This is a genomic window from Streptomyces sp. NPDC088762 (genome assembly GCF_044750905.1).
Classification (GTDB): domain Bacteria; phylum Actinomycetota; class Actinomycetes; order Streptomycetales; family Streptomycetaceae; genus Streptomyces.
Window position 1 is genome coordinate 53,954 of the sequence record NZ_JBIVKT010000020.1, and the last position, 25,151, is coordinate 79,104.

Below are 25,151 nucleotides of genomic sequence, written 5' to 3' on the forward strand. Positions count from 1 at the left end.
ATTTCGGTGCATGTCGTACTCGCCGGTGGGGGGACCGCCGGCCACATCGAGCCGGCGCTCGCCCTCGCGGACGCCCTGCGCAGGCAGGACCCTTCAGTGGGCATCACCGCCCTCGGCACCGAGCGCGGACTCGAAACCCGCCTCGTGCCGGAACGCGGCTATGAACTGGGGCTGATCCCCGCCGTTCCACTGCCCCGCAAACCCACCCCGGAGCTGATCACCGTCCCCGGGCGGCTGCGCGGCACCATCAAGGCCGCGGAGGAGATCCTCACCCGCACCAAGGCCGACTGCGTCGTCGGCTTCGGCGGCTACGTGGCCCTGCCCGGATACCTCGCGGCCAAGCGGCTCGGGGTGCCGATCATCGTCCACGAGGCCAACGCCCGGCCGGGACTGGCCAACAAGATCGGCTCCCGGTACGCGCACGCCGTCGCGGTCTCCACCCCCGACAGCAAGCTGCGCGGCGCCCGGTACGTCGGCATCCCGCTGCGCCGCTCCATCTCCACGCTCGACCGGGCCGCCGTCCGCCCGGAGGCGCGCGCCGCCTTCGGCCTGGACCCCAACCTGCCGACGCTGCTGGTCTCCGGCGGCTCGCAGGGTGCCCGCCGCCTCAACGAGACGATCCAGGCGGTCGCTCCGACCCTCCAGCGCTCCGGGATCCAGATCCTGCACGCCGTCGGGCCGAAGAACGAACTGCCGCGTGTCGACAACATGCCCGGGATGCCGCCCTATGTGCCGGTACCGTACGTGGACCGGATGGATCTCGCGTACGCCGCCGCCGACATGATGCTGTGCCGCGCGGGCGCGATGACCGTCGCCGAACTGTCCGCCGTCGGGCTCCCCGCCGCCTACGTCCCGCTGCCGATCGGCAACGGCGAACAGCGGCTCAACGCCCAGCCGGTGGTCAAGGCCGGCGGTGGCCTGCTCGTGGACGACGCGGAACTGACGCCCGACTGGGTGCTGAACCAGATCCTCCCGGTGCTGTCCGACCCGCACCGCCTGTACGAGATGTCCCGCGCGGCCGGTGAGTTCGGCCGCCGCGACGCCGACGACCTGCTGGTCGGCATGGTGTACGAGGCGATTGCGGCACACCGGTCCCGCTGACGCGGGAGAGCACAGACGCAGGAGGCAGGAGTGGCCGGAGCGACGACCGCACAGCGTGGCAGCCCGGGTTCCGACCGGTCTGCCCGCAAGGGCTCCGGTTCGCCCAAGCCGCCCAAGCCTCCGAAGTCGTCGAAGCCGTGGAGGAGATCAGGCCCGAAGGAGCCCGGCGCGCGGCTGCGCCGGGCCCCCGTGCTGGCCTCCGTGGCCGCCGCGGTGCTCCTCGCCGGGGGAGGCACCTGGGCGCTCTACGGCTCCTCCTGGTTCCGCGTCGAGAAGGTCGCCACGACCGGCACCGAGGTGCTCACCCCGGAGCAGGTGCTGGCCGCGGCGGCCGTTCCCGTCGGCGCACCCCTGGTGAGCGTCGACACCGACGAGATCGAGGAGCGGGTCCGCGGCCGGCTGCCGCGCATCGATTCGGTCGATGTGGTGCGCGCCTGGCCGCACGGAATCGGGCTGAAAGTGACGGAACGCAAACCCGTCCTGCTCATCAGGAAAGACGCCAACTTCGTCGAAGTGGACGCATCGGGTGTGCGATTCGACACTGTCGCGAAAGCACCCGCCGGCGTTCCGGTCCTCGAACTGGACGCGGGACGCTCGCCGAGCGCCCGCCGCTTCGACGAGGAACGGCTGCTGCACGAGGCCGTCCTCGTCGCAAGCTCCCTCCCGGCGCCGATCGCCAAGGAGACCGTGCAGGTCAAGGTGGGTTCGTACGATTCGGTGGTCCTGGAGCTCACGCGGGACCGGACCGTGGTGTGGGGGAGCGGCGAACAGAGCGACGCGAAGGGGCGTGCGTTGACCGCTCTGCTGAAAGCCGCGCCCAGGGCCGGGCGCTTCGACGTGAGCGTCCCCACCGCCCCTGCGGTGTCCGGGAGTTGACGTCGGGTCGAACAGCGGCGCACCCTGGTTGGCCAGCGATACGGGTGATCACATAGGGTGAAAAGAAAAACGGGAGGTTCGGCGTGTTCGTTGAACACGCGCTACTTGTCGACTTAGTGTCCTGTTCGGAAGTCCATGGGATCCCAGCAACATGACACACCCCTAACCCTAAACTTCAGGGTGAGGGTTCGGGTCGGCGCGTTCGGACCGTCCCCATTTCGGCATCAGTCGTCGCAACGCAGGCCGCGAGGCGACGACACGTAATCGAGGCGAGAGGCCTTCGACGTGGCAGCACCGCAGAACTACCTCGCAGTCATCAAGGTCATCGGTGTCGGCGGCGGTGGTGTCAATGCCATCAACCGAATGATCGAGGTCGGTCTCAAGGGCGTCGAGTTCATCGCCATCAACACGGACGCCCAGGCGCTGTTGATGAGCGACGCCGACGTCAAGCTCGACGTCGGCCGTGAACTCACCCGGGGCCTCGGCGCCGGAGCCAACCCGGCCGTCGGTCGCAAGGCGGCAGAGGACCACCGCGAGGAGATCGAGGAGGTCCTCAAGGGGGCCGACATGGTCTTCGTCACCGCCGGTGAGGGCGGCGGCACCGGCACGGGCGGCGCACCTGTCGTCGCCAACATCGCGCGCTCGCTCGGCGCCCTGACGATCGGTGTGGTCACCCGCCCGTTCACCTTCGAGGGCCGGCGCCGCGCGAACCAGGCGGAGGACGGCATCGCCGAGCTCCGCGAAGAGGTCGACACCCTCATCGTCATCCCCAACGACCGGCTGCTGTCCATCTCGGACCGCCAGGTCAGCGTGCTCGACGCCTTCAAGTCGGCCGACCAGGTCCTGCTCTCCGGCGTCCAGGGCATCACCGACCTCATCACCACCCCGGGCCTGATCAACCTCGACTTCGCCGACGTCAAGTCCGTGATGTCCGAAGCCGGCTCCGCCCTGATGGGCATCGGTTCCGCCCGCGGCGACGACCGCGCGGTGGCCGCCGCCGAGATGGCGATCTCCTCGCCGCTGCTGGAGGCGTCCATCGACGGCGCCCGTGGCGTGCTGCTCTCCATCTCCGGTGGCTCGGACCTCGGTCTCTTCGAGATCAACGAGGCCGCGCAGCTGGTGAGCGAGGCCGCGCACCCCGAGGCGAACATCATCTTCGGCGCCGTCATCGACGACGCGCTCGGCGACGAGGTGCGGGTCACCGTCATCGCCGCCGGGTTCGACGGCGGCCAGCCCCCGGCCCGCCGGGACAACGTCGTCGGCGCCGCGTCCACCAAGCGCGAGGAGCCGGCCCCGGCGCCGGTCCGCGCCCCGGAGCCGGTCCGGCCTGCCTTCGGCGGACTCGGTACGGTCACCCCGCGCGAGGAGCCCCCGGCTCCCGTCGAGGCGGCCCCGGTCGAGGCCCAGGCCCCGGCGCCGCAGGTGCCGACGGCCCGGCCGTACCAGGACAGCCCGGCCGAAGAGCTGGATGTACCGGACTTCTTGAAGTGACACCGGAGCAGCACCACGTGGGCGGCGCCCACTTCGCCTTCACCGACCGGTGGGGCGGAGTGAGCGCCGTTCCGTACGAAGAGCTCAACCTCGGCGGCGCGGTCGGAGACGACCCGGCCGCCGTTCGCGCGAACCGGGCGCTCGCGGCGCAGTCCCTGGGACTCGACGCGGACCTGGTGGTCTGGATGAACCAGGTGCACGGCCGGGACGTGGCGGTGGTCGACGGACCATGGCCGCTCGGGGAGGAGATCCCGGCGGTGGACGCGGTCGTGACCGCCCGCCGCGGGCTCGCCCTCGCCGTGCTCACCGCCGACTGCACGCCGGTCCTGCTCGCCGACCCCGTCGCCGGGATCGCGGGCGCGGCCCACGCGGGGCGGCCGGGGCTGGTGGCCGGAGTGGTCCCCGCGGCCGTCGAGGCGATGGCAGCCCTGGGGGCCGAACCCGGGCGGATCGTCGCCCGGACCGGCCCCGCGGTCTGCGGACGCTGCTACGAGGTGCCCGCCGAGATGCGGGAGGCGGTGGCCGAAGCGGTGCCGGCCGCCCGGTGCGAGACGAGCTGGGGGACACCGGCCGTCGACGTGGTCGCCGGAGTGCACGCGCAGCTCGTGGAGGTGGGGGTGGTGGACATCCGCCGATCCCCGGTCTGCACACTGGAGTCGCGGGACCACTTCTCGTACCGCCGCGACCGGGTGACCGGGCGGCTTGCCGGATATGTCTGGTTGGAACAGTAAATGACGGACCGTAAGTCGGAACTCGCGGAGAACCTGGCGCGGGTGGAGGAACGTATCTCGTCCGCCTGCGCCGCCGCGGGACGCGAGCGGGAAGAGGTGACGCTCATCGTCGTCACCAAGACCTATCCCGCGAGCGACGTACGACTGCTGGCGGAGCTGGGTGTCCGTCATGTTGCGGAGAATCGCGACCAGGATGCCGCCCCCAAGGCGGCGGCCTGCGCGGATCTGCCGCTCAGCTGGCATTTCGTCGGCCAGTTGCAGACGAACAAAGTCCGTTCCGTGGCGGGATACGCGCATGTGGTGCAGTCTGTCGACCGCCCCAGGCTCGTGACCGCCCTCTCGGCCGCCGCCTCGAACGCCGGCCGGGAACTCGGCTGCCTCGTGCAGATCGCCCTCGACGCCGAGTCGGGCGAGCGGGGGGCCCGGGGCGGCGCGGCGCCGGAGCAGCTCGCGGAGTTGGCGGACCTCGTCGCCGGGGCGCCGGGACTGCGGATCGACGGACTGATGACCGTGGCTCCGCTGGCCGGTCCCTACGCGGGACGCGAACAGGCCGCTTTCGAGCGCCTGATGGAATTGTCATCCCGCCTGCGCGGGGACCATCCGGCTGCCACGATGGTGTCCGCAGGGATGAGCTCGGATCTGGAACAGGCCGTTGCGGCCGGTGCGACACATGTACGCGTCGGCACTGCGGTACTCGGCGCGAGACCCCGGCTCGGGTAACGTCGCGAAGAAAGTCGGACCACAGCAGAAAATATGGTCATTCCCGCTGATGAGCGGGCAGACCACGTGGATCGCGGGCAGTTGGTGACATTCGTGACACGGCGGCACCTGCGACAGGGCGATCCACCACAGAGCGGAGGACTCGGAGAATGGCCGGCGCGATGCGCAAGATGGCGGTCTACCTCGGCCTCGTGGAGGACGACCGGTACGACAACCCGGGGTACGACCCCGATGACGAGTTCGAGCCCGAGCCGGAACCGGAGCGGGCCCGGGACCGCCGACAGCAGCCCGTGCACCAATCGCCCGTACCGGACGAACCGGTACGAGTTGTACAGCCACCGGTGCAGCGTGAACCTATCCCAATTCCGGTGGAAAACGGACGTCCTGCGCGAATCGCCCCCGTGGCATCCATCACACCTGACCGCACCAACCTGGAGAAGAACGCCCCCGTGATCATGCCCAAGGTCGTCTCCGAGCGGGAGCCGTACCGCATCACGACGCTGCACCCCCGGACCTACAACGAGGCCCGTACCATCGGGGAACACTTCCGTGAGGGCACCCCGGTGATCATGAACCTCACGGAGATGGACGACACTGACGCGAAGCGTCTCGTGGACTTCGCCGCCGGTCTGGTCTTCGGCCTGCACGGCAGTATTGAACGCGTGACACAGAAGGTGTTCCTGCTGTCGCCTGCTAACGTCGATGTCACGGCGGAGGACAAGGCCCGCATCGCGGAGGGCGGGTTCTTCAACCAAAGCTAGACCGATCCGTCAGACACGGGACCGGGAACAGAGCGAGAACGGGGAGAGGGAAGCGCGGGATGGGCGTCGCACTGGAAGTGGTCTACGTCGCGCTGATGTGCTTCCTGATCGTGCTGATCTTCCGACTGGTCATGGACTACGTGTTCCAGTTCGCACGTTCATGGACGCCCGGCAAGGCGATGGTGGTCGTCCTGGAGGCCACCTACACTGTCACCGATCCACCGCTCAAGCTTCTCCGGCGATTCATTCCGCCGTTGCGTCTCGGGGGCGTGGCACTCGACCTGTCCTTCTTCGTTCTGATGATCATCGTTTACATCCTCATCAGTTTCGTGAGCACCGCTGCGAGAAGCGTGTGAACGATGAACTTCCCCGCGGGCGCGGGGACAGTCCCGATACGGTCCTGCCCACTGCCGACGACTACGTAGAGGTGAAGAAGACATGCCGCTGACTCCCGAGGACGTGCGGAACAAGCAGTTCACGACCGTCCGCCTGCGAGAAGGCTATGACGAGGACGAGGTCGATGCCTTCCTCGACGAGGTCGAGTCCGAGCTGACGCGCCTGCTGCGCGAGAACGAGGACCTGCGCGCCAAGCTGGCTGCCGCCACGCGTGCCGCCGCGCAGAACCAGCAGCAGCAGGGCATGCGCAAGCCGGAACCCCAGGACCAGCGCGGCCCCGGCGCCCCCGTGCCCGCGGCCATATCCGGCCCGCCGCAGCAGCAGCAGCCCCAGATGGGCCCGCCCCAGCTGCCGGGCGGAGCGCCGCAGCTGCCGCCGGGCCCCGGCGGACACGGACCGCAGGGTCCGGGCCCCATGGGCGGCCCCATGCAGCAGCACCCCATGGGCGGACCGCAGGGCATGGGCCAGCAGCAGTCGATGGGCGGCCAGAACCCGCTCGGCCAGCAGATGCAGCCCATGGGCCAGCAGATGCAGCCGATGGGCCAGCAGATGCAGCCCATGGGTCAGCCGATGCACCAGCAGCAGCCGCAGCAGCTTCCGCAGCAGGGCCCCGGTGGCGACAGCGCCGCCCGCGTCCTGTCGCTGGCGCAGCAGACCGCCGACCAGGCGATCGCGGAGGCCCGCTCCGAGGCCAACAAGATCGTCGGCGAGGCCCGTTCGCGCGCCGAGGGCCTGGAGCGGGACGCCCGCGCCAAGGCCGACGCGCTGGAGCGGGACGCGCAGGAGAAGCACCGCGTCGCGATGGGCTCCCTGGAGTCCGCCCGCGCCACGCTGGAGCGCAAGGTCGAGGACCTGCGGGGCTTCGAGCGTGAGTACCGTACGCGTCTGAAGTCCTACCTGGAGTCGCAGCTGCGTCAGCTGGAGACCCAGGCCGACGACTCCCTGGCCCCGCCGCGCGGACCCTCCGGTCCGGCGCTCCCGCCGTCGCCGTCCCCCTCGATGGCTCCGGCCGGTGCGATGGGGCACTCGATGGGCGCTCCCTCGATGGGCGGCCCGTCGCCCATGGGCGGTCCGTCCCCGATGGGCGGAGGCCCGTCGTACGGCGGTCAGCAGCAGATGTCCCCGGCGATGACCCAGCCGATGGCTCCGGTGCGGCCGAACGCTCCGCAGCCGATGCAGGCGCCGTCGCCGATGCGCGGCTTCCTGATCGACGAGGACGACAACTAGGCGCCGCCGTTCTTGTCGGCAGTCGCTTCACGGGCCGGGCCCGGACCCCCTCAGGGGAGTCCGGGCCCGGCCCGTTTCCGTTGCCGGGCGCGGCGCCGCCGGGGTGGGGGTGCGGGCGGAGGGTTCCCTGCGGGCCGCTTCCCGGGGCTCCGCCCCGGACCCCGCGCCTCAAACGCCGGCGAGGCTGGATTTGGCTGGCGTAAGCCTGGATGTGCGCGCAGGACAAAGCCGTCCGTCGGGGCGATTCCAGCCTCGCCGGCGTTCGAGGCGCGGCGCGCAGCGCCGTAGGGGCTCGGGGCGGAGCCCCGGGGTTTTGCGGGTCCGGGCGGAGCCCGGCTTCGGGAAGGGGCGGGGTGGGGGAAAACGAAGCGGCCCGTACCCCCTGCCGAGGGGGTACGGGCCGCGGGCCCGGGCTACGCCTTGCGGAGGCGGAACGTCAGGCCGAGGGACTCGTCCGTGAAGGCCTCGCCGTACGTGGCGTCCGCCTCGCCGGAGGCGAAGTCCGTCGACAGCACCTCGTCCGCGATGAGCGCCGCGTGGTCCGTCAGGGCCGTCACCACCTCCGGGTCCGAGGAGGACCAGCGCAGGGCGATGCGGTCGGCCACGTCGAGGCCGGAGTTCTTCCGGGCCTCCTGGATCAGGCGGATCGCGTCACGCGCCAGGCCCGCCAGCCGCAGCTCCGGGGTGATCTCCAGGTCCAGGGCGACGGTCGCACCGGAGTCGGACGCCACCGACCAGCCCTCGCGCGGGGTCTCCGTGATGATGACCTCCTCCGGGGAGAGGGTGATCTCCTCCCCGTTCAGCGAGATGACCGCGGAGCCGGACCGCAGCGCCAGCGACAGCGCCGCCGCGTCCGCCGCGGCAACGGCCTTCGCCACGTCCTGCACGCCCTTCCCGAAGCGCTTGCCCAGCGCCCGGAAGTTCGCCTTCGCCGTCGTGTCCACCAGCGACCCGCCGACCTCGGACAGCGAGGCGAGGGAGGAGACGTTCAGCTCCTCCGTGATCTGGGACTGCAGCTCCGGGGACAGGGCGTCGAAGCCCACCGCGCCGACCAGCGCCCGCGAGAGCGGCTGGCGGGTCTTGACGCCCGACTCCGCACGGGTGGCACGGCCCAGCTCGACCAGGCGGCGTACCAGCAGCATCTGCTGGGACAGGGTCCGGTCGACCGCGGAGGCGTCCGCCTCCGGCCACGACGACAGGTGCACCGACTCGGGGGCGTCCGGGGTGACCGGGACGATCATGTCCTGCCAGACCCGCTCCGTGATGAAGGGCGTCAGCGGCGCCATCAGGCGGGTCACCGTCTCCACCACGTCGTGCAGCGTGCGCAGCGCGGCCGCGTCGCCCTGCCAGAAGCGGCGGCGCGAGCGGCGGACGTACCAGTTGGAGAGGTCGTCCACGAAGGCGGAGAGCAGCTTGCCGGCGCGCTGGGTGTCGTACGCCTCCATCGCCTCGGTGACCTCGGCGGTCAGGGTGTGGAGTTCCGAGAGGAGCCAGCGGTCGAGGACCGTGCGGTCCGCGGGGGCCGGGTCCGACGCGGAGGGCGCCCAGTTCGACGTACGGGCGTACAGCGCCTGGAAGGCGACCGTGTTCCAGTACGTGAGGAGGGTCTTGCGCACGACCTCCTGGATCGTTCCGTGACCCACGCGGCGGGCAGCCCACGGGGAGCCGCCGGCCGCCATGAACCAGCGCACCGCATCCGCGCCGTGCTGGTCCATGAGCGGGATCGGCTGGAGGATGTTGCCCAGGTGCTTGGACATCTTGCGGCCGTCCTCGGCGAGGATGTGGCCCAGGCAGACCACGTTCTCGTAGGAGGACTTGTCGAAGACGAGCGTGCCGACCGCCATCAGCGTGTAGAACCAGCCGCGCGTCTGGTCGATGGCCTCCGAGATGAACTGCGCCGGGTAGCGCTTCTCGAAGATCTCCTTGTTCTTGTACGGGTAGCCCCACTGCGCGAACGGCATCGAGCCCGAGTCGTACCAGGCGTCGATGACCTCCGGCACGCGGACGGCCTCCAGCTCGCAGCCCTCGGCGGTGCAGGTGAAGGTCACGTCGTCGATGTACGGGCGGTGCGGGTCCAGGGCGGACTGGTCCGTGCCCGACAGCTCCGACAGCTCCGCGCGCGAGCCCACGCAGGTGAGGTGGTTCTCCTCGCAGCGCCAGATCGGCAGCGGGGTGCCCCAGTAGCGGTTGCGGGACAGTGCCCAGTCGATGTTGTTGTTCAGCCAGTCGCCGAAGCGGCCCTGCTTGACGGAGTCCGGGAACCAGTTGGTCTTCTCGTTCTCCCGCAGCATCGCGTCCTTGACGGCGGTGGTGCGGATGTACCAGGACGGCTGCGCGTAGTAGAGCAGGGCCGTGTGGCAGCGCCAGCAGTGCGGGTAGCTGTGCTCGTAGGCGATGTGCTTGAAGAGCCGGCCGCGGGCGTCGAGGTCGGCGGTCAGCTTCTCGTCGGCCTTCTTGAAGAAGACGCCGCCGACCAGCGGGACCTCCTCCTCGAAGGTGCCGTCGGGGCGGACCGGGTTCACGACCGGCAGGCCGTACGCGCGGCAGACCGCGAGGTCGTCGGCGCCGAAGGCGGGGGACTGGTGGACCAGACCGGTGCCGTCCTCGGTCGTGACGTACTCGGCGTTCACGACGTAGTGGGCGGGCGCGGGGAACTCGACGAGGTCGAAGGGGCGCTCGTAGGTCCAGCGCTCCATCTCCTTGCCGGTGAAGGACTCGCCGGTGGCCTCCCAGCCCTCGCCGAGGGCCTTCTCCAGCAGCGGCTGGGCGACGACCAGCTTCTCGGTCCCGTTCGTGGCGACGACGTAGGTGACCTCGGGGTGGGCGGCGACCGCCGTGTTGGACACCAGGGTCCACGGGGTGGTCGTCCAGACCAGCAGGGCCGCCTCGCCGGCCAGCGGGCCGGAGGTCAGCGGGAAGCGGACGTAGACGGAAGGGTCGACGACCGTCTCGTAGCCCTGGGCCAGCTCGTGGTCGGACAGACCGGTGCCGCAGCGCGGGCACCAGGGGGCGACGCGGTGGTCCTGGGTGAGCAGTCCCTTGTTGAAGATCTCCTTCAGCGACCACCACACGGACTCGACGTACTCGGGGTCCATGGTCCGGTAGGCGTCGTCGAGGTCGACCCAGTAGCCCATCCGGGTCGTGAGCTCGGTGAACGCGTCGGTGTGGCGGGTCACGGACTCGCGGCACTTGGCGTTGAACTCGGCGATGCCGTACGCCTCGATGTCCTGCTTGCCGTTGAAGCCGAGCTCCTTCTCGACGGCGAGCTCGACGGGCAGGCCGTGGCAGTCCCAGCCGGCCTTGCGGGCCACGTGGTAGCCGCGCATGGTGCGGAAGCGGGGGAAGACGTCCTTGAAGACGCGGGCCTCGATGTGGTGCGCGCCGGGCATGCCGTTCGCGGTCGGCGGGCCCTCGTAGAAGACCCACTCGGGGCGGCCCTCGGACTGCTCCAGGGTCTTGGCGAAGGTCTTGCTCTCGCGCCAGAAGTCGAGGACGGCGTGCTCGAGGGCGGGCAGGTCGACCTGGGCGGGGACCGGGCGGTACTGCGGCGGTGTGGTCATGAGGCTGAACTCTTCCTCCGGCGGGGTGTCACTTCCGTCCGGAGGGACGAGAGCCGACTGCTGCTCCCGCGGTACCACCCTCCTTGGCCTCCGGACTGGTCCGGCGGCCCCCTCATTGGGGTGCGAAGCCGGTTCTACTCGCCGTACGGGCACCCCTGCGGGCTCCCTGCGGCTTTCTTCCGGCGGCTCCGGGGTGATCCTTCACGTCGCGCTCGCCCCCGGGCTCTCACCGTCCCCGGGTCGCTCCTGGCTGCGTCCGACGCTACTCGTCCCCATCCATGCCTCTCGCTGGGCCCAGTGTACGGGCCCGGGCGGCACGCGGCAGACCGGTTTACGGGGGCCCTTGGCGGGTCCGGCGGCCCGGCGCGGCGGGGTGCGCGGGACGGGCGGCGGGTGACCCGGATGGGCCGACGTGCCGGTACGGGAATCCGGTGGGGCGGGTGAGGCGGATTACCGGGCCTCCGGATGGGCACAACGGATGCAGGTTGGCCTCGACGGATGCGTGCCCCGTTGCCGTGGGGCTGGAGGCGATTTATCGTTCCGGCACGATTCGCGAGCATTGATCACAGTATGTGAAGGGGCCGCGGCCATGGTGGCGAAGAAGACCGCCGGGAGTACTGCGCAGAAGGCCGTCAAGGCTGTCGGGAAGGTCGCAGCGAAGGCCGCGGAGAAGGCAGCCGGGAAGGTGGCCGGGAAGAAGACGGCCGGGAAGGCGGCAGGGGCGTCGGTGACGGCGGCCGTGGACGCGACCCCGGCGACGGCTCGGGCCCCGGCTCCGGCCGGCAAGGCGACCGCTGCGGGCAAGAAGTCCGCCGCGACCAGGGCTCCGGCCAAAAAGTCCGCCGCGACCAAGGCGCCGGCCAAAAAGGCCGCCGCGACCAGGGCTCCGGCCAAGAAGGCCGCGGCGACCGGCGCCGCGGCAAAGAAGGCGACCGCCGCGAAGGCTCCGGCCAAGAAGGCGACCGTGAGCAAGACCCCGGCCAAGAAGGCCGTGGCCGAGGGGGCGGCGCAGGCCGCGAAGAAGACGGGAGTCCGCGAAGTGGTTGCCAAGAAGAGCACCGGTACGGCGAGGAAGACGGCGGCGGCCGCCACCAGCGGGCTGCCCAAGGCCCGCGCCACGGCGGCGGCCCTGGACCCCGGCGAGCTCGCCGTACGGCCCGGAGAGGACCCCTGGACGGCCGAGGAGGTCGAAGAGGCCCGCGCGGAGCTCTCCTCGGAGGTCCTGCGGCTGCGCCTGGAGCTGGACGCTTCGGAGACGGCCATCACCGACCTCATGCGGGACTCCGGTGACGGCGCCGGCGACGACCAGGCCGACACGGGCACCAAGAACATCACCCGGGAGTCCGAGCTGGCCCTCGCGGCGAACGCCAGCTCGATGCTGGAGCAGACCGAGCGTGCCCTGGAACGGCTGGAGGCGGGCACGTACGGCCTCTGCGAGAACTGCGGGCAGCCCATCGGCAAGGCGCGGATGCAGGCCTTCCCGAGGGCCACGCTGTGCGTGGACTGCAAGCAGAAGCAGGAACGCAGGCACTAGGAGGCGTCCGGCGGCTCGGGCGGACATCCCGCGGACGGGGACCCTGACGTACTCTCGTGTCTCGTCAGGGTCCAGGAGGAGCCTGGTTCGAGCGAGTTCGAGGGACTGACGTGGCAGAGGCGGAGCGCATCATCGGTACGCCGGAGGTCGGGGACGACACCCAGCCGGAGTCCGCCGAGCCCAAGGGGCGCCGGCGGATCGTGGCGCTGCTCGTCGTGGCGGTCCTCGCCTACCTGCTGGACCTCGGCAGCAAGATGCTGGTCGTGGCCAAGCTGGAGCACCAGCCTCCGATCCAGATCATCGGCGACCTGCTGAAGTTCGAGGCGGTCCGCAACCCGGGCGCCGCCTTCGGCTTCGGCGAGGCCTTCACGATCATCTTCACCTGCATCGCGGCCACCGTGATCGTGGTGATCGTGCGGCTCGCGCGCAAGCTGTACTCGCTGCCCTGGGCCCTCGCGCTCGGGCTGCTGCTGGGCGGTGCGCTGGGCAACCTGACCGACCGGATCTTCCGCTCGCCGGGTGTGTTCCGGGGGGCGGTCGTGGACTTCATCGCACCGGCCCACTTCGCCGTCTTCAACCTGGCCGACTCGGCGATCGTGTGCGGCGGCATCCTGATCGTCCTGCTGTCCTTCAAGGGCCTGGACCCGGACGGGACCGTCCACAAGGACTGATCGCGGGAATGGTCTTCTGTCGTGTCCTGCATACTCGACAGGTGAGTACGATTCCCGAGATCCGCACCCTGCCCGTACCCGAAGGCCTTGAAGGCGAGCGCGTCGACGCCGCCATCGCCCGTATGTTCGGATTTTCCCGGACGAAGGCGGCCGACCTCGCGGCCGCGGGGAAGGTGTCGGTCGACGGCAGCGTCGTCGGGAAGTCCGAGCGTGTGCACGGCGGCGCCTGGCTCGAAGTCGAGATGCCCGAGCCGCCGCGGCCGGTCGAGGTCGTCGCCGAGCCCGTCCCCGGCATGGAGATCGTCCACGACGACGACGACATCGTGGTCATCATGAAGCCGGTGGGCGTCGCCGCCCACCCGAGCCCCGGCTGGACCGGCACCACCGTCATCGGCGGCCTCGCCGCCGCCGGCTACCGGATCTCGACCTCCGGCGCGTCCGAGCGCCAGGGCATCGTGCACCGCCTCGACGTCGGCACGTCCGGCCTGATGGCCGTCGCCAAGTCGGAGCGCGCCTACACGTCGCTGAAGAACCAGTTCCGCGAGCGGGTCGTGGACAAGCGGTACCACGCGCTCGTGCAGGGCCACCCCGACCCGATGAGCGGCACGATCGACGCGCCGATCGGCCGGCACCCCAGCGCGGACTACAAGTGGGCCGTGACCCAAGACGGCAAGGCGTCCGTCACGCACTACGACCTGATCGAGGCCTTCCGCGCCGCCTCGCTGCTCGACATCAAGCTGGAGACCGGGCGTACGCACCAGATCCGCGTGCACATGTCCGCGCACCGGCACCCTTGCGTCGGCGACCTGACCTACGGGGCCGACCCGACGGTGGCGAAGCGGCTGGGGCTGACCCGGCAGTGGCTGCACGCGGTGCGGCTGGGCTTCGAGCACCCGTCGGACGGGCAGTGGGTGGAGTTCGAGAGCACCTACCCGGCGGACCTCCAGCACGCGCTGGACGTGATCCGCGCCGAGAGCGAGTGACGGCCTTCGCCGTCCGGGTCGCCGTCGGCGAGGACGACCTGGCGGCCTGCTTCGCGGTGCGGTCCGAGGTCTTCGTGGTCGAGCAGTCCGTCCCGGCGTCGATCGAGTACGACGCGTACGACGCGGGCGCGGTGCACGTGCTGGCGGTGGGGCCGGACGGTTCCGCGCTGGGCACCGGCCGGCTGCTCCACGGGGCCCCGGCGCTGGCCAAGACGGGCGACCCGGCGGTGGGTTCGCTGGGGCGGCTGGCCGTGCGGTCGGCTGCCCGGGGGCTGGGTGTCGGCGTGGCGCTGGTCCGCGCGATCGAGGCGGAGGCGCTTCGGCTCGGCCTGTCGGCGGTGGACCTGGGCGCCCAGACGCATGCGCTCGGCTTCTACGAGCGGCTCGGGTACGTGGCCTACGGCCCGGAGTTCCAGGACGCGGGCATCTCGCACCGGGCGATGCGGCGCGCGCTGCCGTAACGGGGCCACCCGGCCCTGCGGGGCTCCTGGGGCTCCGCCCGGACCCCGCGCCTCAAACGCCGGCGAGGCTGGATGGAGGCCCGGGGCGCAGCCCCAGGGGGTTGGGCGTCGCGGGGCCGCGCGCCACGTGTCTCAGGGCCGAGTGCCGACGGATACGGCAGGGTGGGGGAGTGGATCAGCTCGCTCTGCTCTTCGTACTGCTGCTCGGCGCCGTCGTCACCGTGCCGCTGGGGGACCGGCTCGGGCTGCCCGCGCCCGTCCTGATGACCCTCGGGGGAGTCGCGCTCGCGCTCGTGCCGGTCGTGCCGAACGTCGACTTCCCGCCCGAGTACATCCTGCCGCTCGTGCTGCCGCCCTTGCTGTACGCCTCCGCGCAGCGCACCTCCTGGCGGCAGTTCGCCGCCAACCTGCGGCCGATCCTGCTGCTGGCCGTGGCGCTCGTGTTCGTCACGACCGCCGCCGTCGCCGCCGTGGCCAACTCCGTCGTGCCCGGGCTGCCGCTCGCCGCGGCCGTCGCGCTCGGCGCGCTCGTGGCGCCGCCCGACCCCGTTGCCGCCACCGCCGTGGCCGGTTCGCTCGGGCTGCCCCGCCGGATGGTGTCGATCCTGGAGGGCGAGGGGCTCTTCAACGACGTGACGGCGATCGTGCTCTACCACGTCGCCGTCGACGCCGCCGTCAGCGGCAGTTTCTCCTGGCCCGACGCGCTCGGGGAGTTCGTGCTCTCCGCGGTGGTGGCCGTGGCCGTCGGGCTCGCGCTCGGCTGGGCGGCGAACCGGCTGATGGGGCGGCTCGACGACGCGACGCTCCAGATCGGCCTGACGCTGCTGGTGCCGTTCGTCGCGTACGTCATGGCCGAGGAGTTCCAGGGGTCGGGGGTGCTGGCCGTCCTGACGACGGCCCTGTTCCTCGCCGAGTACGCGACCGACGCCGACGACGTGCTGGGGAGGCTGGCCGGGCACACCTTCTGGGAGGTCGTCGACATGCTGGTCACCGGGGTGGCGTTCGGGCTGATCGGGCTGGAGCTCCACAACGTCTTCGGTGTGGCGGCGGGGCGGGAGTGGGAGATGGCCGGCTGGGCCGCGGCCGTCGTCGGGGTGGTGGTCGGGGTGCGGCTGGTCTGGCTGCTGCCGGCCGGCTGGCTCGCCAAGAAGCTGCACAAGCGGCGCGACTACGACGAGGAGATCCCGCTGAGCTGGCGGGAGAGCATGGTGATGTGGTGGGCCGGGATGCGGGGCGTGGCCTCGGTGGCCCTGGCCCTGGCCATCCCGCTCCGGACGGAAGGGGGCGAGCCGTTCCCCGCGCGGGACGAGATCGTCTTCATCGCCTTCGCCGTGATCATGGCGACTCTGCTGTTCCAGGGGCTGACCCTGCCGTGGCTGGTACGGAAGCTGGGCGTGGAGGCGGACACGGACGTGGAGCGGGCGACGCGGCGGCAGCTGGCGATCCGCGCCGCGAAGGCCGCGAAGCGGCGGCTGAAGGAGATCGAGGAGGTGGAGCAGCTCCCGGAGGACCTGGTGGAGGTGCTGTACCGGCGCGCGTACGACGTGGGGGCCCGCATCAGCCCCGACATGGTGGACGAGGAACGGCGGGAGGCCTACGCGCAGCGGGTGGAACGGATCCGGGACGTCCAGCGGATCCAGCGCGAGATGATGTCGGCCGCCCGCCACGAGGTCCTCGCGGCCCGCAGCGAACCCGGCGCCGACCCGGAGATCGTGGACCGGGTGCTGCGGCACCTCGACGTCCGCAGTCTGCGCAGCCCCTAGCTCTTCGACGACGGTCCCCGGCGGCGCAGCAGGGCCTGCAGCAGACGGACATAGGCGGTCCGCCGGGCGGGGTGGGCGAGGGCGTTCGTGCAGGTGAGCTCCGCGTGGTCCAGGCTCTCCTCCAGCAGGGCGTCGTGCAGCGGGCGCCAGAGCAGGGGCCAGGTCAGGCGGGCCAGCCCGGTGGTCCGCATCGCGAGGGTGTGCCGCAGGACGGTGCGCTCCTCGTCCACCGGGAGCACGGCGAACTCGTGGAAGCCGTGGAACCCGCGCGGCCCGGTGAAGGTGAACCGGACCCAGGTGCCGGGCACGTACGCCGTGACCGTGTAGCGGATCGGGCCGTGGCCGCCGGCCGCACCCGCCGCCAGCGGGCGGTCGAGCTGCATCCGGGGCCAGGGCTCGCCCGGCCAGAGGCGGTCCTTCCGGCCGGCGGACAGGCTGTCGACGAGCGCGCCCACCTCGCTCCCCTTCGCGGCCAGCAGACGTTCGTGCACGTTGTAGACGGCCATGCGTCGTTCCCTTCCCCTGAATTAGAGGATCTCCTCCAATTGAATTGGAGGGTACTCTCTGATTCATGGCGAGACCACCCCGGTTCGACACCGACCAGATCCTCGACGCAGCGGTCCGGCTGGCCGCCTCCGCCGGGCCGTCCGGAGTGACCGTGTCCGCCGTCGCCCAGGCGATCGGCGCCCCGAGCGGGTCCATGTACCACCGCTTCGCCGGGCGTACCGATCTGCTCGCCGAGGTGTGGCTGCGGACCGTCGAGCGGTTCCAGACCGGCTACTTCGACGCGCTCCACAGCGACCCCGACCCGCGCCGGGCCGCCCGCGCGGCCGCCCGGCACGTCGTCTCGTGGAGTCGCGCGCACCCGCAGGAGGCCGCCCTGCTCCTCCACGGCCCGGGCGAGTTCGGTCGCGCCGACTGGTCCGAGGAGCACGTCCGGCGGGCCGGCTCCGGCAACGAGCGCGTGTACGCCTCCCTCGGCGCCCTCGCCGCGTCCCTCGGCGTCACGGGCGCCCAGGGCCGTGAGCGCGTCGCGCTGGCCCTCGTCGACCTGCCGCTGTCGGTGGTCCGGCGCCATCTGCGGGCCGGCGAACCGCTGCCGCCGCACGCCGAGGACCTCACCGAGGAGTGCGCGGCCGCACTGCTCTACTAGCCCCCAGCGGGGTCAGTGGCGCGGGCGGGGTACGGCCTCGGAGGTGGTGACGCGAGGCAGGGCGTAGGGGTGGTGGGCGACCAGCCAGGTGATCAGGCCCTCACGGACCGCGCAGCGGACCGTCCACAGGTCGTCCGCGTCCTTCGCCGTCACCAGCGCGCGGACCTCCACCGTGTGCGGTGTGGTGTCCGTCACCACCAGGCCGCTGCCGCGGCCGTCCCACTCCGGAGTCTCCTTCAGGATCTGCTCGAGCCGGTCGCGCATCAGGTCGACGGGCGCGCTGTGGTCCAGGTGCCAGAAGACCGTGCCGGTCATCTGCGCACCGCCGCGCGACCAGTTCTCGTACGGCTTGCTCGTGAAATACGACACAGGCATCGTGATCCGGCGCTCGTCCCAGGTCCGGACCGTGAGGAAGGTCAGGGTGATCTCCTCCACCGTGCCCCACTCCTTGTCGACCACCACGGTGTCGCCGATGCGGACGGTGTCGCCGAAGGCGATCTGGAGGCCGGCGAAGAGGTTTCCCAGCGAGGACTGGGCCGCGATGCCCGCCACGATGCCGAGGACGCCCGCCGAGGCCAGCATCGAGGCGCCGACCGTGCGCATCGGCGGGAAGGTCAGGAGCATGGCCGCGGCGGCGACCACGACCACCGCCGCCGTGACCACCCGCTGGATCAGCGTGACCTGGGTGCGGACCCGGCGGAGCCGGGCGGCGTCCCGGGCCACGGCGGCGTAGCGCGCGTACGTGGAGTCGACTATGGCCGTCGCGATGTGCACGGCGAGCCAGGCCGCGGAGGCTATCAGCACCAGGGTGAGGAGGCGGCCGACGACGAAGGCGTGCTGGGGCAGGATGAGCGTGGCGCGGTAGGAGCCTCTGAGGAGCGTGGTGCACAACACCACCTGGAACGGCAGGCGGCAGCGGCGCAACAGGCCCCACAGGGGGGTCTCGGGGTGCCGGGCGTCGGCCCGGCGCAGCAGCTGGTCCAGCAGCCACCCGGCGACCAGGGTGACCACCAGACAGCCGCCGATCACCGCGACGGGGCGCAGGACGGTCTCCATATCCATGGGATTGAACGTAACCGGATGCGGTCTGCCGAAACTGGCACGATGGGAGGCATGAACATCATGCTTTTCCATTCGACGTACGGGCTGCGGCCCGCGGTGCACGCGGCGGCCGACCGGCTGCGCGCGGCCGGGCATCAGGTCCAGGTGCCGGACCTCTTCGAGGGGCGCACCTTCGAGACCGTCGAGGAGGGCATGGCCCACCGGGACGAGATCGGCCGTGACGAGCTGCTCAAGCGCGCGGTCCTGGCCTCCGCTCCCCACTCCGACCAGGGCCTGGTCTACGCGGGCTTCTCCTTCGGCGGCTCCGTCGCCCAGCACCTGGCGATGGCCGACGCGAAGGCGCGCGGCCTGCTGCTCCTGCACGGGACGGCGGACCTGGAGGACGGCGCCTCGGTGGACGACCTGCCCGTGCAGCTGCACATCGCCGACCCGGACCCCTTCGAGACGCACGACTGGCTGACGGCCTGGTACCTGCGGATGCAGCGGGCCGGGGCCGACGTCGAGGTCCACACCTACCCGGGGGCCGGGCACCTGTTCACCGACCCGGATCTGGACGACTACGACGCCGAGGCCGCGGAGCAGGCCTGGAAGGTCGCGCTGGGCTTCCTCGACAGCCTGTAGCACGCGCGTGCGGGGCACGGTCCGGCCAGTGCCGGACCGTGCCCCCCTTTTTTCTGTCAGCGGACCCGTCTTTATCGGGCGGTTCAGCCGCGGTAGGCGGTCCAGCTGCTCGTCATACGGGCGACCTGGCCGGGGGTGAACTGGTACATGCAGGAGTCGTACGTGTAGTCCATGAAGTTGTGGATCGGGTCCACGCCCGTCTTGCTGGCGCAGGAGTCCCGGCCGGTCGGGCACTCGAAGGCGGCGCTCTTCTCGGCCGGGGTGTCGGAGACGTAGTCGCCGTTGCCGTTACAGCCGCCCTGGAAGGTGTGGTACAGACCCATCCAGTGGCCGACCTCGTGGGTCGCGGTGTCACCCTCGTTGTAGTTGGCGGCGGAGCCGCCGGGCAGCGAGGAGTCGAGCACGACCACGCCGTCCATCTTGGGGCTGGAGGCGTAGGAGGTCGGGAAGGTCGCCCAGCCGAGCAGGCCGCCGCCGAGGTTGGCGGTGTAGAAGTTCAGGGCGCCGGCGCCGCCCTGGCGCAGGGTGTTCTTCATGTCCTTCTCGGCCTGCGAGCCGGAAGTGAGGTTGTACCAGGTGGCGTTGTCCGTGTAGTCGGTCCCGGCCAGCGTGAACTGGAAGTTGGTGTTCACATTGCCGGTGCCCTGGCCGCCGTAGGCCGCGTTGAGGACCGCCAGCTGGCTGTTGATCTGGGTGGACGACAGCTTTCCGGTGGTGCCGGAGTGGATCACGTGGAAGTACACGGGGATGCTCGTGACGGCCTCGGCGGCGCGCAGGCTGCGCTGCGGCTGGTTCTTGAGGGCCTTGTCCAGCTTCGCCTTGAGGTCGACGTCCATGGCCTTGGCCTGGGTGTCGGTGAGCTCGTTCGGCTCGGCCGCGTGCTGCTCCTGGGGGCGGGCGACACGGGCGTTGGCGGCCCCGGTGGCCCCTTCGGCGCAGACCTCGGCGGGGGTCTTGGCGGCCGCGATCGTCGTGGGGGCGGCGAGCGGCGTGAACGCCAGGGTTCCGGCCAGTACCGCCGTGCCCATGAGGCGGCGGCGAAGAAGGGGGGATATGCGGGCAATTGCGCGCACGTGTGCTCCTCGCGTGGGGGGTTTATCGGCCGAAGGATCTCCTCGACTGGCGCGAAGCTTATGGGTCCATGTCATATACAGGTCAAGCATCTGACGTAAAAGATTTGTTGCTTCTGACGCCGAAGGGGCGCCTGGTCTACACCAGGCACCCCTTCAGACAGGAGAATTGACGGATAATCAGCGAACCGGCTGGTATGCCCGTTCCACCTTCTGCGTACCGTTCAGCGTGCGGTACGAGCGGGTCCACGCGGCCGAGGCGTCCTGATTCCGCTTGTCGGACACCACGTAGTAGTCCATCTGCGACCGCTCGGCCGTCACGTCGAGCACGCCGTAGCCGTGCGCGTCCATGTCCAGCCACTTCACGTGCCAGTTGGCGGCCTTGACGGCCGACTCGGCGACCAGCGAGGCGGTGTCCGCCGGCACGTGCAGGATGTCGTCGAGGTTGTCGGAGGTCACCGAGGTGACCACGAACTCGGTGGCCGCCGTGCCCGAGCCCGGGTAGGTGGCCATGTTCACCGGGACCTCGTTCGCCCACGCCATGTGGATGTCGCCGGTCAGGAACACGGTGTTCCGGATGTTCCGGTCCCGCAGGTGGCCCAGCAGCTCCTTGCGGTCGTCGGTGTACCCGTCCCACTGGTCCACGTTCACGGCTATGCCGCCCTCGGGCAGCCCGAGCAGCTTCGCGAGCGGCGCCAGCAGGTGCGCGGGCAGCGAGCCGAAGGCCACCGGCGAGATCATCACCGAGGTCCCGACCAGCTTCCAGGTCGCGTCCGAGCCCGCGAGGCCGGACTTGAGCCAGTCCAGCTGGGCGCGCCCGGTCATGGTGCGCTCCGGGTCGTCCACCGAGCCGCTGCCGACCTTGGCCTGCTGCGAGCGGAAGGAGCGCAGGTCGAGGAGGTGCAGGTCGGCGAGGGTGCCGAAGCGCAGCCGCCGGTAGACGGTGCCCGCGATGGAGGCGCGTACGGGCATCCACTCGAAGTAGGCCTGCTTGGCGGCGGCCGCACGGGCCGCCCACTCGCCCTCGGCGCCGGGCGTGTGGTTCTCGGCGCCCCCCGCCCAGGCGTCGTTGGCGAACTCGTGGTCGTCCCAGATGGCGATGACCGGGTGCGAGTGGTGCAGCGCCTGGAGGTCGGCGTCCGTCTTGTACTTGCCGTGCCGGGTGCGGTAGTCGGCGAGCGAGACGATCTCGTTCTTCGGCTCGTGCGGCCGTACGACGTACTTCGCCTCCGGGTAACCCCCGGACTGGTACTCGTAGATGTAGTCGCCCAGGTGCAGGATCGCGTCGAGGTCGCTGCGGGCGGCCAGGTGCCGGTAGGCCGAGAAGTAGCCGGACTCCCAGTTGGCGCAGGAGACCACGCCGAAGCGGACGCCGGCGGTGCTCGCCTCGTGGGCCGGGGTGGTCAGGGTGCGGCCGACGGGGGAGACCGTGGTGCCGGCCGTGAACCGGTACCAGTACGGGGTGTGCGGCTCGAGCCCGCGCACGTCCACCTTCACGGTGTGGTCGGTGGCGGCGCTCGCGGTGACGGTGCCGCGGGCGACGATGCGGGAGAAGGCCTTGTCCCCGGCCACCTCCCAGTCCACCTGTACGGCGGGGCCGGCGCCGGAGCCCGGCACGGCCTCGGGGGTCGGGGTGACGCGGGTCCACAGGAGGATCCCGTCGGGGAGCGGATCGCCGGAGGCGACGCCGTGCAGGAAGGCCGGCGCGGCGGTGGCGGTGGTGGCGGCGTGGGCGGCCTGGGCGCCCAGCGCGGTCATCGGGGCGAGTGCGGCGGTGGCGGCCGCGGCCAGGACGACCGTACGGCGGCGTGGAGTCGCGGCGCCCGCGGAAGGCTCGGGAGAAGGAGAGAGATGACTGGTCACGGATGATCATATTACTGGCGGGTATGACCGTTGGTACATCCCTCTGAAGGCAACGGGCGGGCGAACTCCGGGAGTTCGCCCGCCCGCCGACGGTGTGTGGCCGGAATCAGCCGGCGAGTGCCTTGTCGATCGCCGCCGTGAACTGCTCCGCGGTCTGCGGGGTGTCGATCTTCTTGCCGTCCATCTTCAGCGTCGGCGTGCCCGTGACACCGGACTTGTTGAAGGCCTTGGACATGTCCAGCGCCCACCGGTCGTAAGTGCCGTCCTCGACGGCCTTCTTGAACTCGGCGTTGCCCTTGAGCGCCGGGACCGTGTCCGCGACCTTCAGCAGGTAGTCGTCCTTGGCGAAGCTGTCGACGGTCTCCTCGGGGTGCAGCTCCTTGGAGTAGAGCGCGGCCTTGTAGTCGAGGAAGGCCTGCGGGCTGACGTTCAGGGCCGCGCCGAGCGCGCTCAGCGCGTTCTTCGAGCCCTCGCCCTTGGCCATGTTGTCGATGAAGGTGGCGCCGAAGTAGCGGAGCTTGTACTTGCCCGCGTCCACGTCCTTCTTGACCTGCTCGCCCGCCGCCTGCTCGAACTGGGCGCAGGCGGGGCAGCGCGAGTCCTCGTAGAGCTCCAGGGTCTTCTTCGCCTCGGCCTTGCCGATGACGACGGTGAGGCCGTCCTCGCCCTCGGTGTTCTTCGGCTTGACCAGCTCGGCCTTGGCGGCCTTCTCCCAGTGGCCGGGCTGGTTGGCCTGGACGACGGCGTATCCGACGACGCCGGCCAGCGCGAGGACGGCGATGACGGCGCCGCCGACGATCAGCTGGCGGCGTGCCTTGTCCTTCTTGGCCTGCTTCTCGCGCTCGATGCGCAGCTTCTCGCGGGCGGCCGCCTTGTTCTGCTGGCTGTTGCGTGCACTCATGGTGATCTCCGTGGGAGGGGGACGAAAGGGGGGACTGCCGTACGTGCGTCAGGCGCGGGAGAGCGCGCCGAGCGCGGGAGGTCCCCGCCGTCCCACGGAGTGCGCGGGGAATCTCGTACGGGCCCCCGTGCCCGGCAGAGCAGGCCGCAGCACCCGCCGCACCGGCTCCGCGGCCGCGGCCACCACTGCCACGGCCAGCCGCAGCGGCCGGAAGGCGAAGGCGGCCACCGCCCGCAGGACCCGGCCCAGGGCCCGCTCGCCGGAGCTCAGCCACGCGGCGGCGAGCAGCCCGACCCCGACGTGGGCGGCGAGCAGCAGCCAGGGCGCCCACGGCCCGGGCGAGGCCAGCAGCGCGGCCGCGTCGGCGGCCGGTCCGGGCACCTCGGTCAGCGGAGCGCCGACCGGCGTGCCGCCGCACAGCGCGTCCAGGCCCATGGCGCGCAGCGGGCCCGAGACCGGGCCGCCCGCCGGGCCGTAGCAGACGTGCTGCCCGGCGGTGAAGACGGTGTCGGCGGCCAGCTCCAGCGGCACGAGCAGCCCGGCGACCGGGCCGAAGCCCCGCTCGCGGCCCGCCAGCGCGTAGGCGAGGGCGAACACGGCCCCGAAGGCACCGACGACCAGGGCGGGCGGCAGCGGCACCCGCGACATCAGGACGTGCGAGCCGGCCGAGAGCAGCACGACGAGCGCGCTGAACAGCGCGGCCCGCAGCCCTCGAAGTCCCACCCCTGATATGTCCATCGCCGCGAGTGTGCCACGACTGCCTGTGAAGGCAGGCCCTAGGGGGTGAGCCGGCCGTTGCGGAAGAGGTCCACGAAGATCTGGTGGTCGGCGCGGGCCCGGGCCCCGTAGGCGTGGGCGAAGTCCACCAGCAGCCGGGCGAAGCCCTCCTCGTCGGCCGCGATCGCCGCGTCGATGGCCCGCTCGGTGGAGAAGGGGACCAGCGTCTGGCCGCTCTCGTCGGCGTCCGCCGCCCCGTGCATGGTCGCCGTGGCCCGGCCCAGGTCCGCGACGACCGCGGCGATCTCCTCCGGGTCGTCCAGGTCCGACCAGTCCAGGTCCACCGCGTAGGGGGAGACCTCCGCCACCAGCTGCCCGGCGCCGTCCAGCTCCGTCCAGCCGAGCCACGGGTCGGCGTGGGCCTGGAGGGCGCGCTGGGAGATCACCGTGCGGTGCCCCTCGTGGTGGAAGTACTCCCGCACCGCCCGGTCGGTGATGTGCCGGGAGACCGCCGGAGTCTGCGCCTGCTTGAGGTAGATCACGACGTCGTTCTCCAGGGCGTCGCTGTGGCCCTCCAGCAGGATGTTGTAGGAGGGCAGGCCCGCGGAGCCGATGCCGACGCCCCGGCGGCCCACCACGTCCTTGACCCGGTAGGAGTCGGGCCGGACCAGGGACTCGTCGGGCAGGGTCTCCAGGTACCCGTCGAAGGCGGCCAGCACCTTGTACCGGGTGGCCGCGTCCAGCTCGATGGTCCCGGCCCCGGGCGCGAAGCGGCGCTCGAAGTCCCGGATCTCCGTCATCGAGTCCAGGAGCGAGAAGCGGGTGCGGGAGCGGGCGACGCGCAGGGCCCCCAGCAGCGGGCCCTCGGCGGTGTCCAGGGTGAAGGAGGGCAGGTCCTCGTTCTTCGCCCCCGTGGCCAGGGCGTGGATCCGCTCGCGGTAGGCCCCGGCGAAGATCCGTACCAGCTCGCTGATCTGGTCGTCGCTGAGCGCCTTGGTGTAGCCGATCAGGGCGACGGAGGCGGCGAACCGCTTCAGGTCCCAGGTGAAGGGGCCGACGTAGGCCTCGTCGAAGTCGTTGACGTTGAAGACCAGCCGGCCGTTGGAGTCCATGTACGTGCCGAAGTTCTCCGCGTGGAGATCGCCGTGGATCCACACCCGGCCCGTCCGCTCGTCCAGGTACGGGCCGCCGTGCCGGTCGCGCTCCAGGTCCGCGTAGAAGAGGCAGGCCGTGCCCCGGTAGAAGGCGAAGGCCGAGGCCGCCATCTTGCGGAATTTGACCTGGAAGGCGGCGGGGTCGGCGGCGAGCAGCTCCCCGAAAGCGGTGTCGAACACGTCGAGTATCTGCTCGGCGCGCTGTTCGTCGGTCGTCTCGGTAACCGCCATCGCGGATGCCTCCTGGTGGTGCGGGGCCGATCTGGGGCAGATCGCTTTCCGGACACTCGTCCTTGGTTCTGCAACGCATGACCGTACCCGTCGGTGCCCGTGAT

General features: G+C 71.2%; 23 protein-coding genes. 15 read left to right on the top strand and 8 right to left on the bottom strand.

Annotated features, from left to right (window positions below; genetic code table 11):
• Positions 1-6: 6 nt before the first annotated feature.
• The 8 genes from murG to ACIP5M_RS31860 all read left to right on the top strand — a co-directional run bounded on the left by murG (position 7) and on the right by ACIP5M_RS31860 (position 7,303).
• Positions 7-1,101, top strand: a complete 1,095-nt coding sequence (gene murG / locus ACIP5M_RS31825; protein WP_401203238.1) for an undecaprenyldiphospho-muramoylpentapeptide beta-N-acetylglucosaminyltransferase — start codon at positions 7-9, stop codon at positions 1,099-1,101.
• A gap of 30 nt (positions 1,102-1,131) precedes the next feature.
• Entirely contained in the window at positions 1,132-1,977 is an 846-nt protein-coding gene (locus ACIP5M_RS31830; protein WP_401203241.1) for a cell division protein FtsQ/DivIB, read from the top strand.
• A gap of 285 nt (positions 1,978-2,262) precedes the next feature.
• Positions 2,263-3,468, top strand: a complete 1,206-nt coding sequence (gene ftsZ, locus ACIP5M_RS31835; RefSeq protein ID WP_401203242.1) for a cell division protein FtsZ — start codon at positions 2,263-2,265, stop codon at positions 3,466-3,468.
• 17 nt (positions 3,469-3,485) lie between these two features.
• Positions 3,486-4,199 carry a peptidoglycan editing factor PgeF gene (gene pgeF / locus ACIP5M_RS31840; RefSeq protein WP_401203525.1) on the top strand — a complete coding sequence of 238 codons (714 nt, stop codon included), beginning with the start codon at positions 3,486-3,488 and terminating at the stop codon, positions 4,197-4,199.
• Positions 4,200-4,919, top strand: coding sequence for a YggS family pyridoxal phosphate-dependent enzyme (locus ACIP5M_RS31845; protein WP_401203244.1), 720 nt, complete (start codon positions 4,200-4,202; stop codon positions 4,917-4,919).
• Between the two features lie 149 nt (positions 4,920-5,068).
• Positions 5,069-5,680, top strand: coding sequence for a cell division protein SepF (locus tag ACIP5M_RS31850; RefSeq protein WP_401203247.1), 612 nt, complete (start codon positions 5,069-5,071; stop codon positions 5,678-5,680).
• A gap of 59 nt (positions 5,681-5,739) precedes the next feature.
• Entirely contained in the window at positions 5,740-6,036 is a 297-nt protein-coding gene (locus tag ACIP5M_RS31855; protein WP_401203250.1) for a YggT family protein, read from the top strand.
• Positions 6,037-6,118: 82 nt separating this feature from the next.
• Positions 6,119-7,303 carry a DivIVA domain-containing protein gene (locus tag ACIP5M_RS31860; protein ID WP_401203253.1) on the top strand — a complete coding sequence of 395 codons (1,185 nt, stop codon included), beginning with the start codon at positions 6,119-6,121 and terminating at the stop codon, positions 7,301-7,303.
• A 413-nt stretch (positions 7,304-7,716) separates the two neighbouring features.
• Here the strand turns inward: ACIP5M_RS31860 and ileS are convergent, their stop codons facing one another.
• Complete coding sequence (ileS, locus tag ACIP5M_RS31865; RefSeq protein ID WP_401203255.1) at positions 7,717-10,863, bottom strand: isoleucine--tRNA ligase; 3,147 nt, start codon at positions 10,861-10,863, stop codon at positions 7,717-7,719.
• Positions 10,864-11,452: 589 nt separating this feature from the next.
• Here ileS and ACIP5M_RS31870 point away from each other — a divergent pair.
• The 5 genes from ACIP5M_RS31870 (at position 11,453) to ACIP5M_RS31890 (ending at position 16,275) form a co-directional block, all read left to right on the top strand.
• Complete coding sequence (locus tag ACIP5M_RS31870; protein ID WP_401203258.1) at positions 11,453-12,397, top strand: TraR/DksA family transcriptional regulator; 945 nt, start codon at positions 11,453-11,455, stop codon at positions 12,395-12,397.
• 110 nt (positions 12,398-12,507) lie between these two features.
• Positions 12,508-13,068, top strand: a complete 561-nt coding sequence (gene lspA / locus ACIP5M_RS31875; protein WP_401203261.1) for a signal peptidase II — start codon at positions 12,508-12,510, stop codon at positions 13,066-13,068.
• Between the two features lie 41 nt (positions 13,069-13,109).
• Positions 13,110-14,051, top strand: a complete 942-nt coding sequence (locus tag ACIP5M_RS31880) for an RluA family pseudouridine synthase (protein ID WP_401203264.1) — start codon at positions 13,110-13,112, stop codon at positions 14,049-14,051.
• Complete coding sequence (locus ACIP5M_RS31885; RefSeq protein WP_401203267.1) at positions 14,048-14,512, top strand: GNAT family N-acetyltransferase; 465 nt, start codon at positions 14,048-14,050, stop codon at positions 14,510-14,512. Before ACIP5M_RS31880 ends, ACIP5M_RS31885 begins: the two co-directional genes overlap by 4 nt.
• Positions 14,513-14,682: 170 nt before the next feature.
• Complete coding sequence (locus ACIP5M_RS31890; protein WP_401203270.1) at positions 14,683-16,275, top strand: Na+/H+ antiporter; 1,593 nt, start codon at positions 14,683-14,685, stop codon at positions 16,273-16,275.
• Here ACIP5M_RS31890 and ACIP5M_RS31895 read toward each other — a convergent pair.
• A complete protein-coding gene (locus ACIP5M_RS31895; RefSeq protein WP_401203272.1) occupies positions 16,272-16,781 on the bottom strand; it encodes an SRPBCC family protein in 510 nt (169 codons plus the stop codon). The genes ACIP5M_RS31890 and ACIP5M_RS31895 overlap by 4 nt on opposite strands.
• A 65-nt stretch (positions 16,782-16,846) precedes the next feature.
• Between ACIP5M_RS31895 and ACIP5M_RS31900 the strand changes: the two genes are divergently transcribed.
• Complete coding sequence (locus ACIP5M_RS31900) at positions 16,847-17,428, top strand: TetR/AcrR family transcriptional regulator (protein ID WP_401203275.1); 582 nt, start codon at positions 16,847-16,849, stop codon at positions 17,426-17,428.
• 12 nt (positions 17,429-17,440) lie between these two features.
• On the opposite strand, the gene ACIP5M_RS31905 is transcribed toward ACIP5M_RS31900, so the two are convergent.
• Positions 17,441-18,484: a mechanosensitive ion channel family protein gene (locus ACIP5M_RS31905; RefSeq protein WP_401203527.1), complete on the bottom strand. Its 1,044-nt coding sequence runs from the start codon at positions 18,482-18,484 to the stop codon at positions 17,441-17,443.
• A gap of 48 nt (positions 18,485-18,532) precedes the next feature.
• On the opposite strand from ACIP5M_RS31905, the gene ACIP5M_RS31910 reads away from it, so the two are divergent.
• The gene (locus tag ACIP5M_RS31910; RefSeq protein WP_401203277.1) at positions 18,533-19,111 is read left to right on the top strand and encodes a dienelactone hydrolase family protein; all 579 of its coding nucleotides are present in this window, start codon (positions 18,533-18,535) and stop codon (positions 19,109-19,111) included.
• Between the two features lie 83 nt (positions 19,112-19,194).
• On the opposite strand, the gene ACIP5M_RS31915 is transcribed toward ACIP5M_RS31910, so the two are convergent.
• The 5 genes from ACIP5M_RS31915 to ACIP5M_RS31935 form a co-directional block, all read right to left on the bottom strand.
• Positions 19,195-20,139 (bottom strand): zinc metalloprotease, encoded by a 945-nt coding sequence (locus tag ACIP5M_RS31915; protein WP_401203530.1) that lies wholly within the window; start codon positions 20,137-20,139, stop codon positions 19,195-19,197.
• A gap of 222 nt (positions 20,140-20,361) precedes the next feature.
• Positions 20,362-22,044, bottom strand: a complete 1,683-nt coding sequence (locus ACIP5M_RS31920; protein WP_401203280.1) for an alkaline phosphatase D family protein — start codon at positions 22,042-22,044, stop codon at positions 20,362-20,364.
• 106 nt (positions 22,045-22,150) lie between these two features.
• Complete coding sequence (locus ACIP5M_RS31925) at positions 22,151-22,945, bottom strand: DsbA family protein (protein ID WP_401203283.1); 795 nt, start codon at positions 22,943-22,945, stop codon at positions 22,151-22,153.
• Positions 22,946-22,993: 48 nt separating this feature from the next.
• A complete protein-coding gene (locus ACIP5M_RS31930; protein ID WP_401203286.1) occupies positions 22,994-23,683 on the bottom strand; it encodes a hypothetical protein in 690 nt (229 codons plus the stop codon).
• Between the two features lie 38 nt (positions 23,684-23,721).
• The gene (locus tag ACIP5M_RS31935) at positions 23,722-25,047 is read right to left on the bottom strand and encodes a DUF2252 domain-containing protein (RefSeq protein WP_401203287.1); all 1,326 of its coding nucleotides are present in this window, start codon (positions 25,045-25,047) and stop codon (positions 23,722-23,724) included.
• Positions 25,048-25,151: the final 104 nt, after the last annotated feature.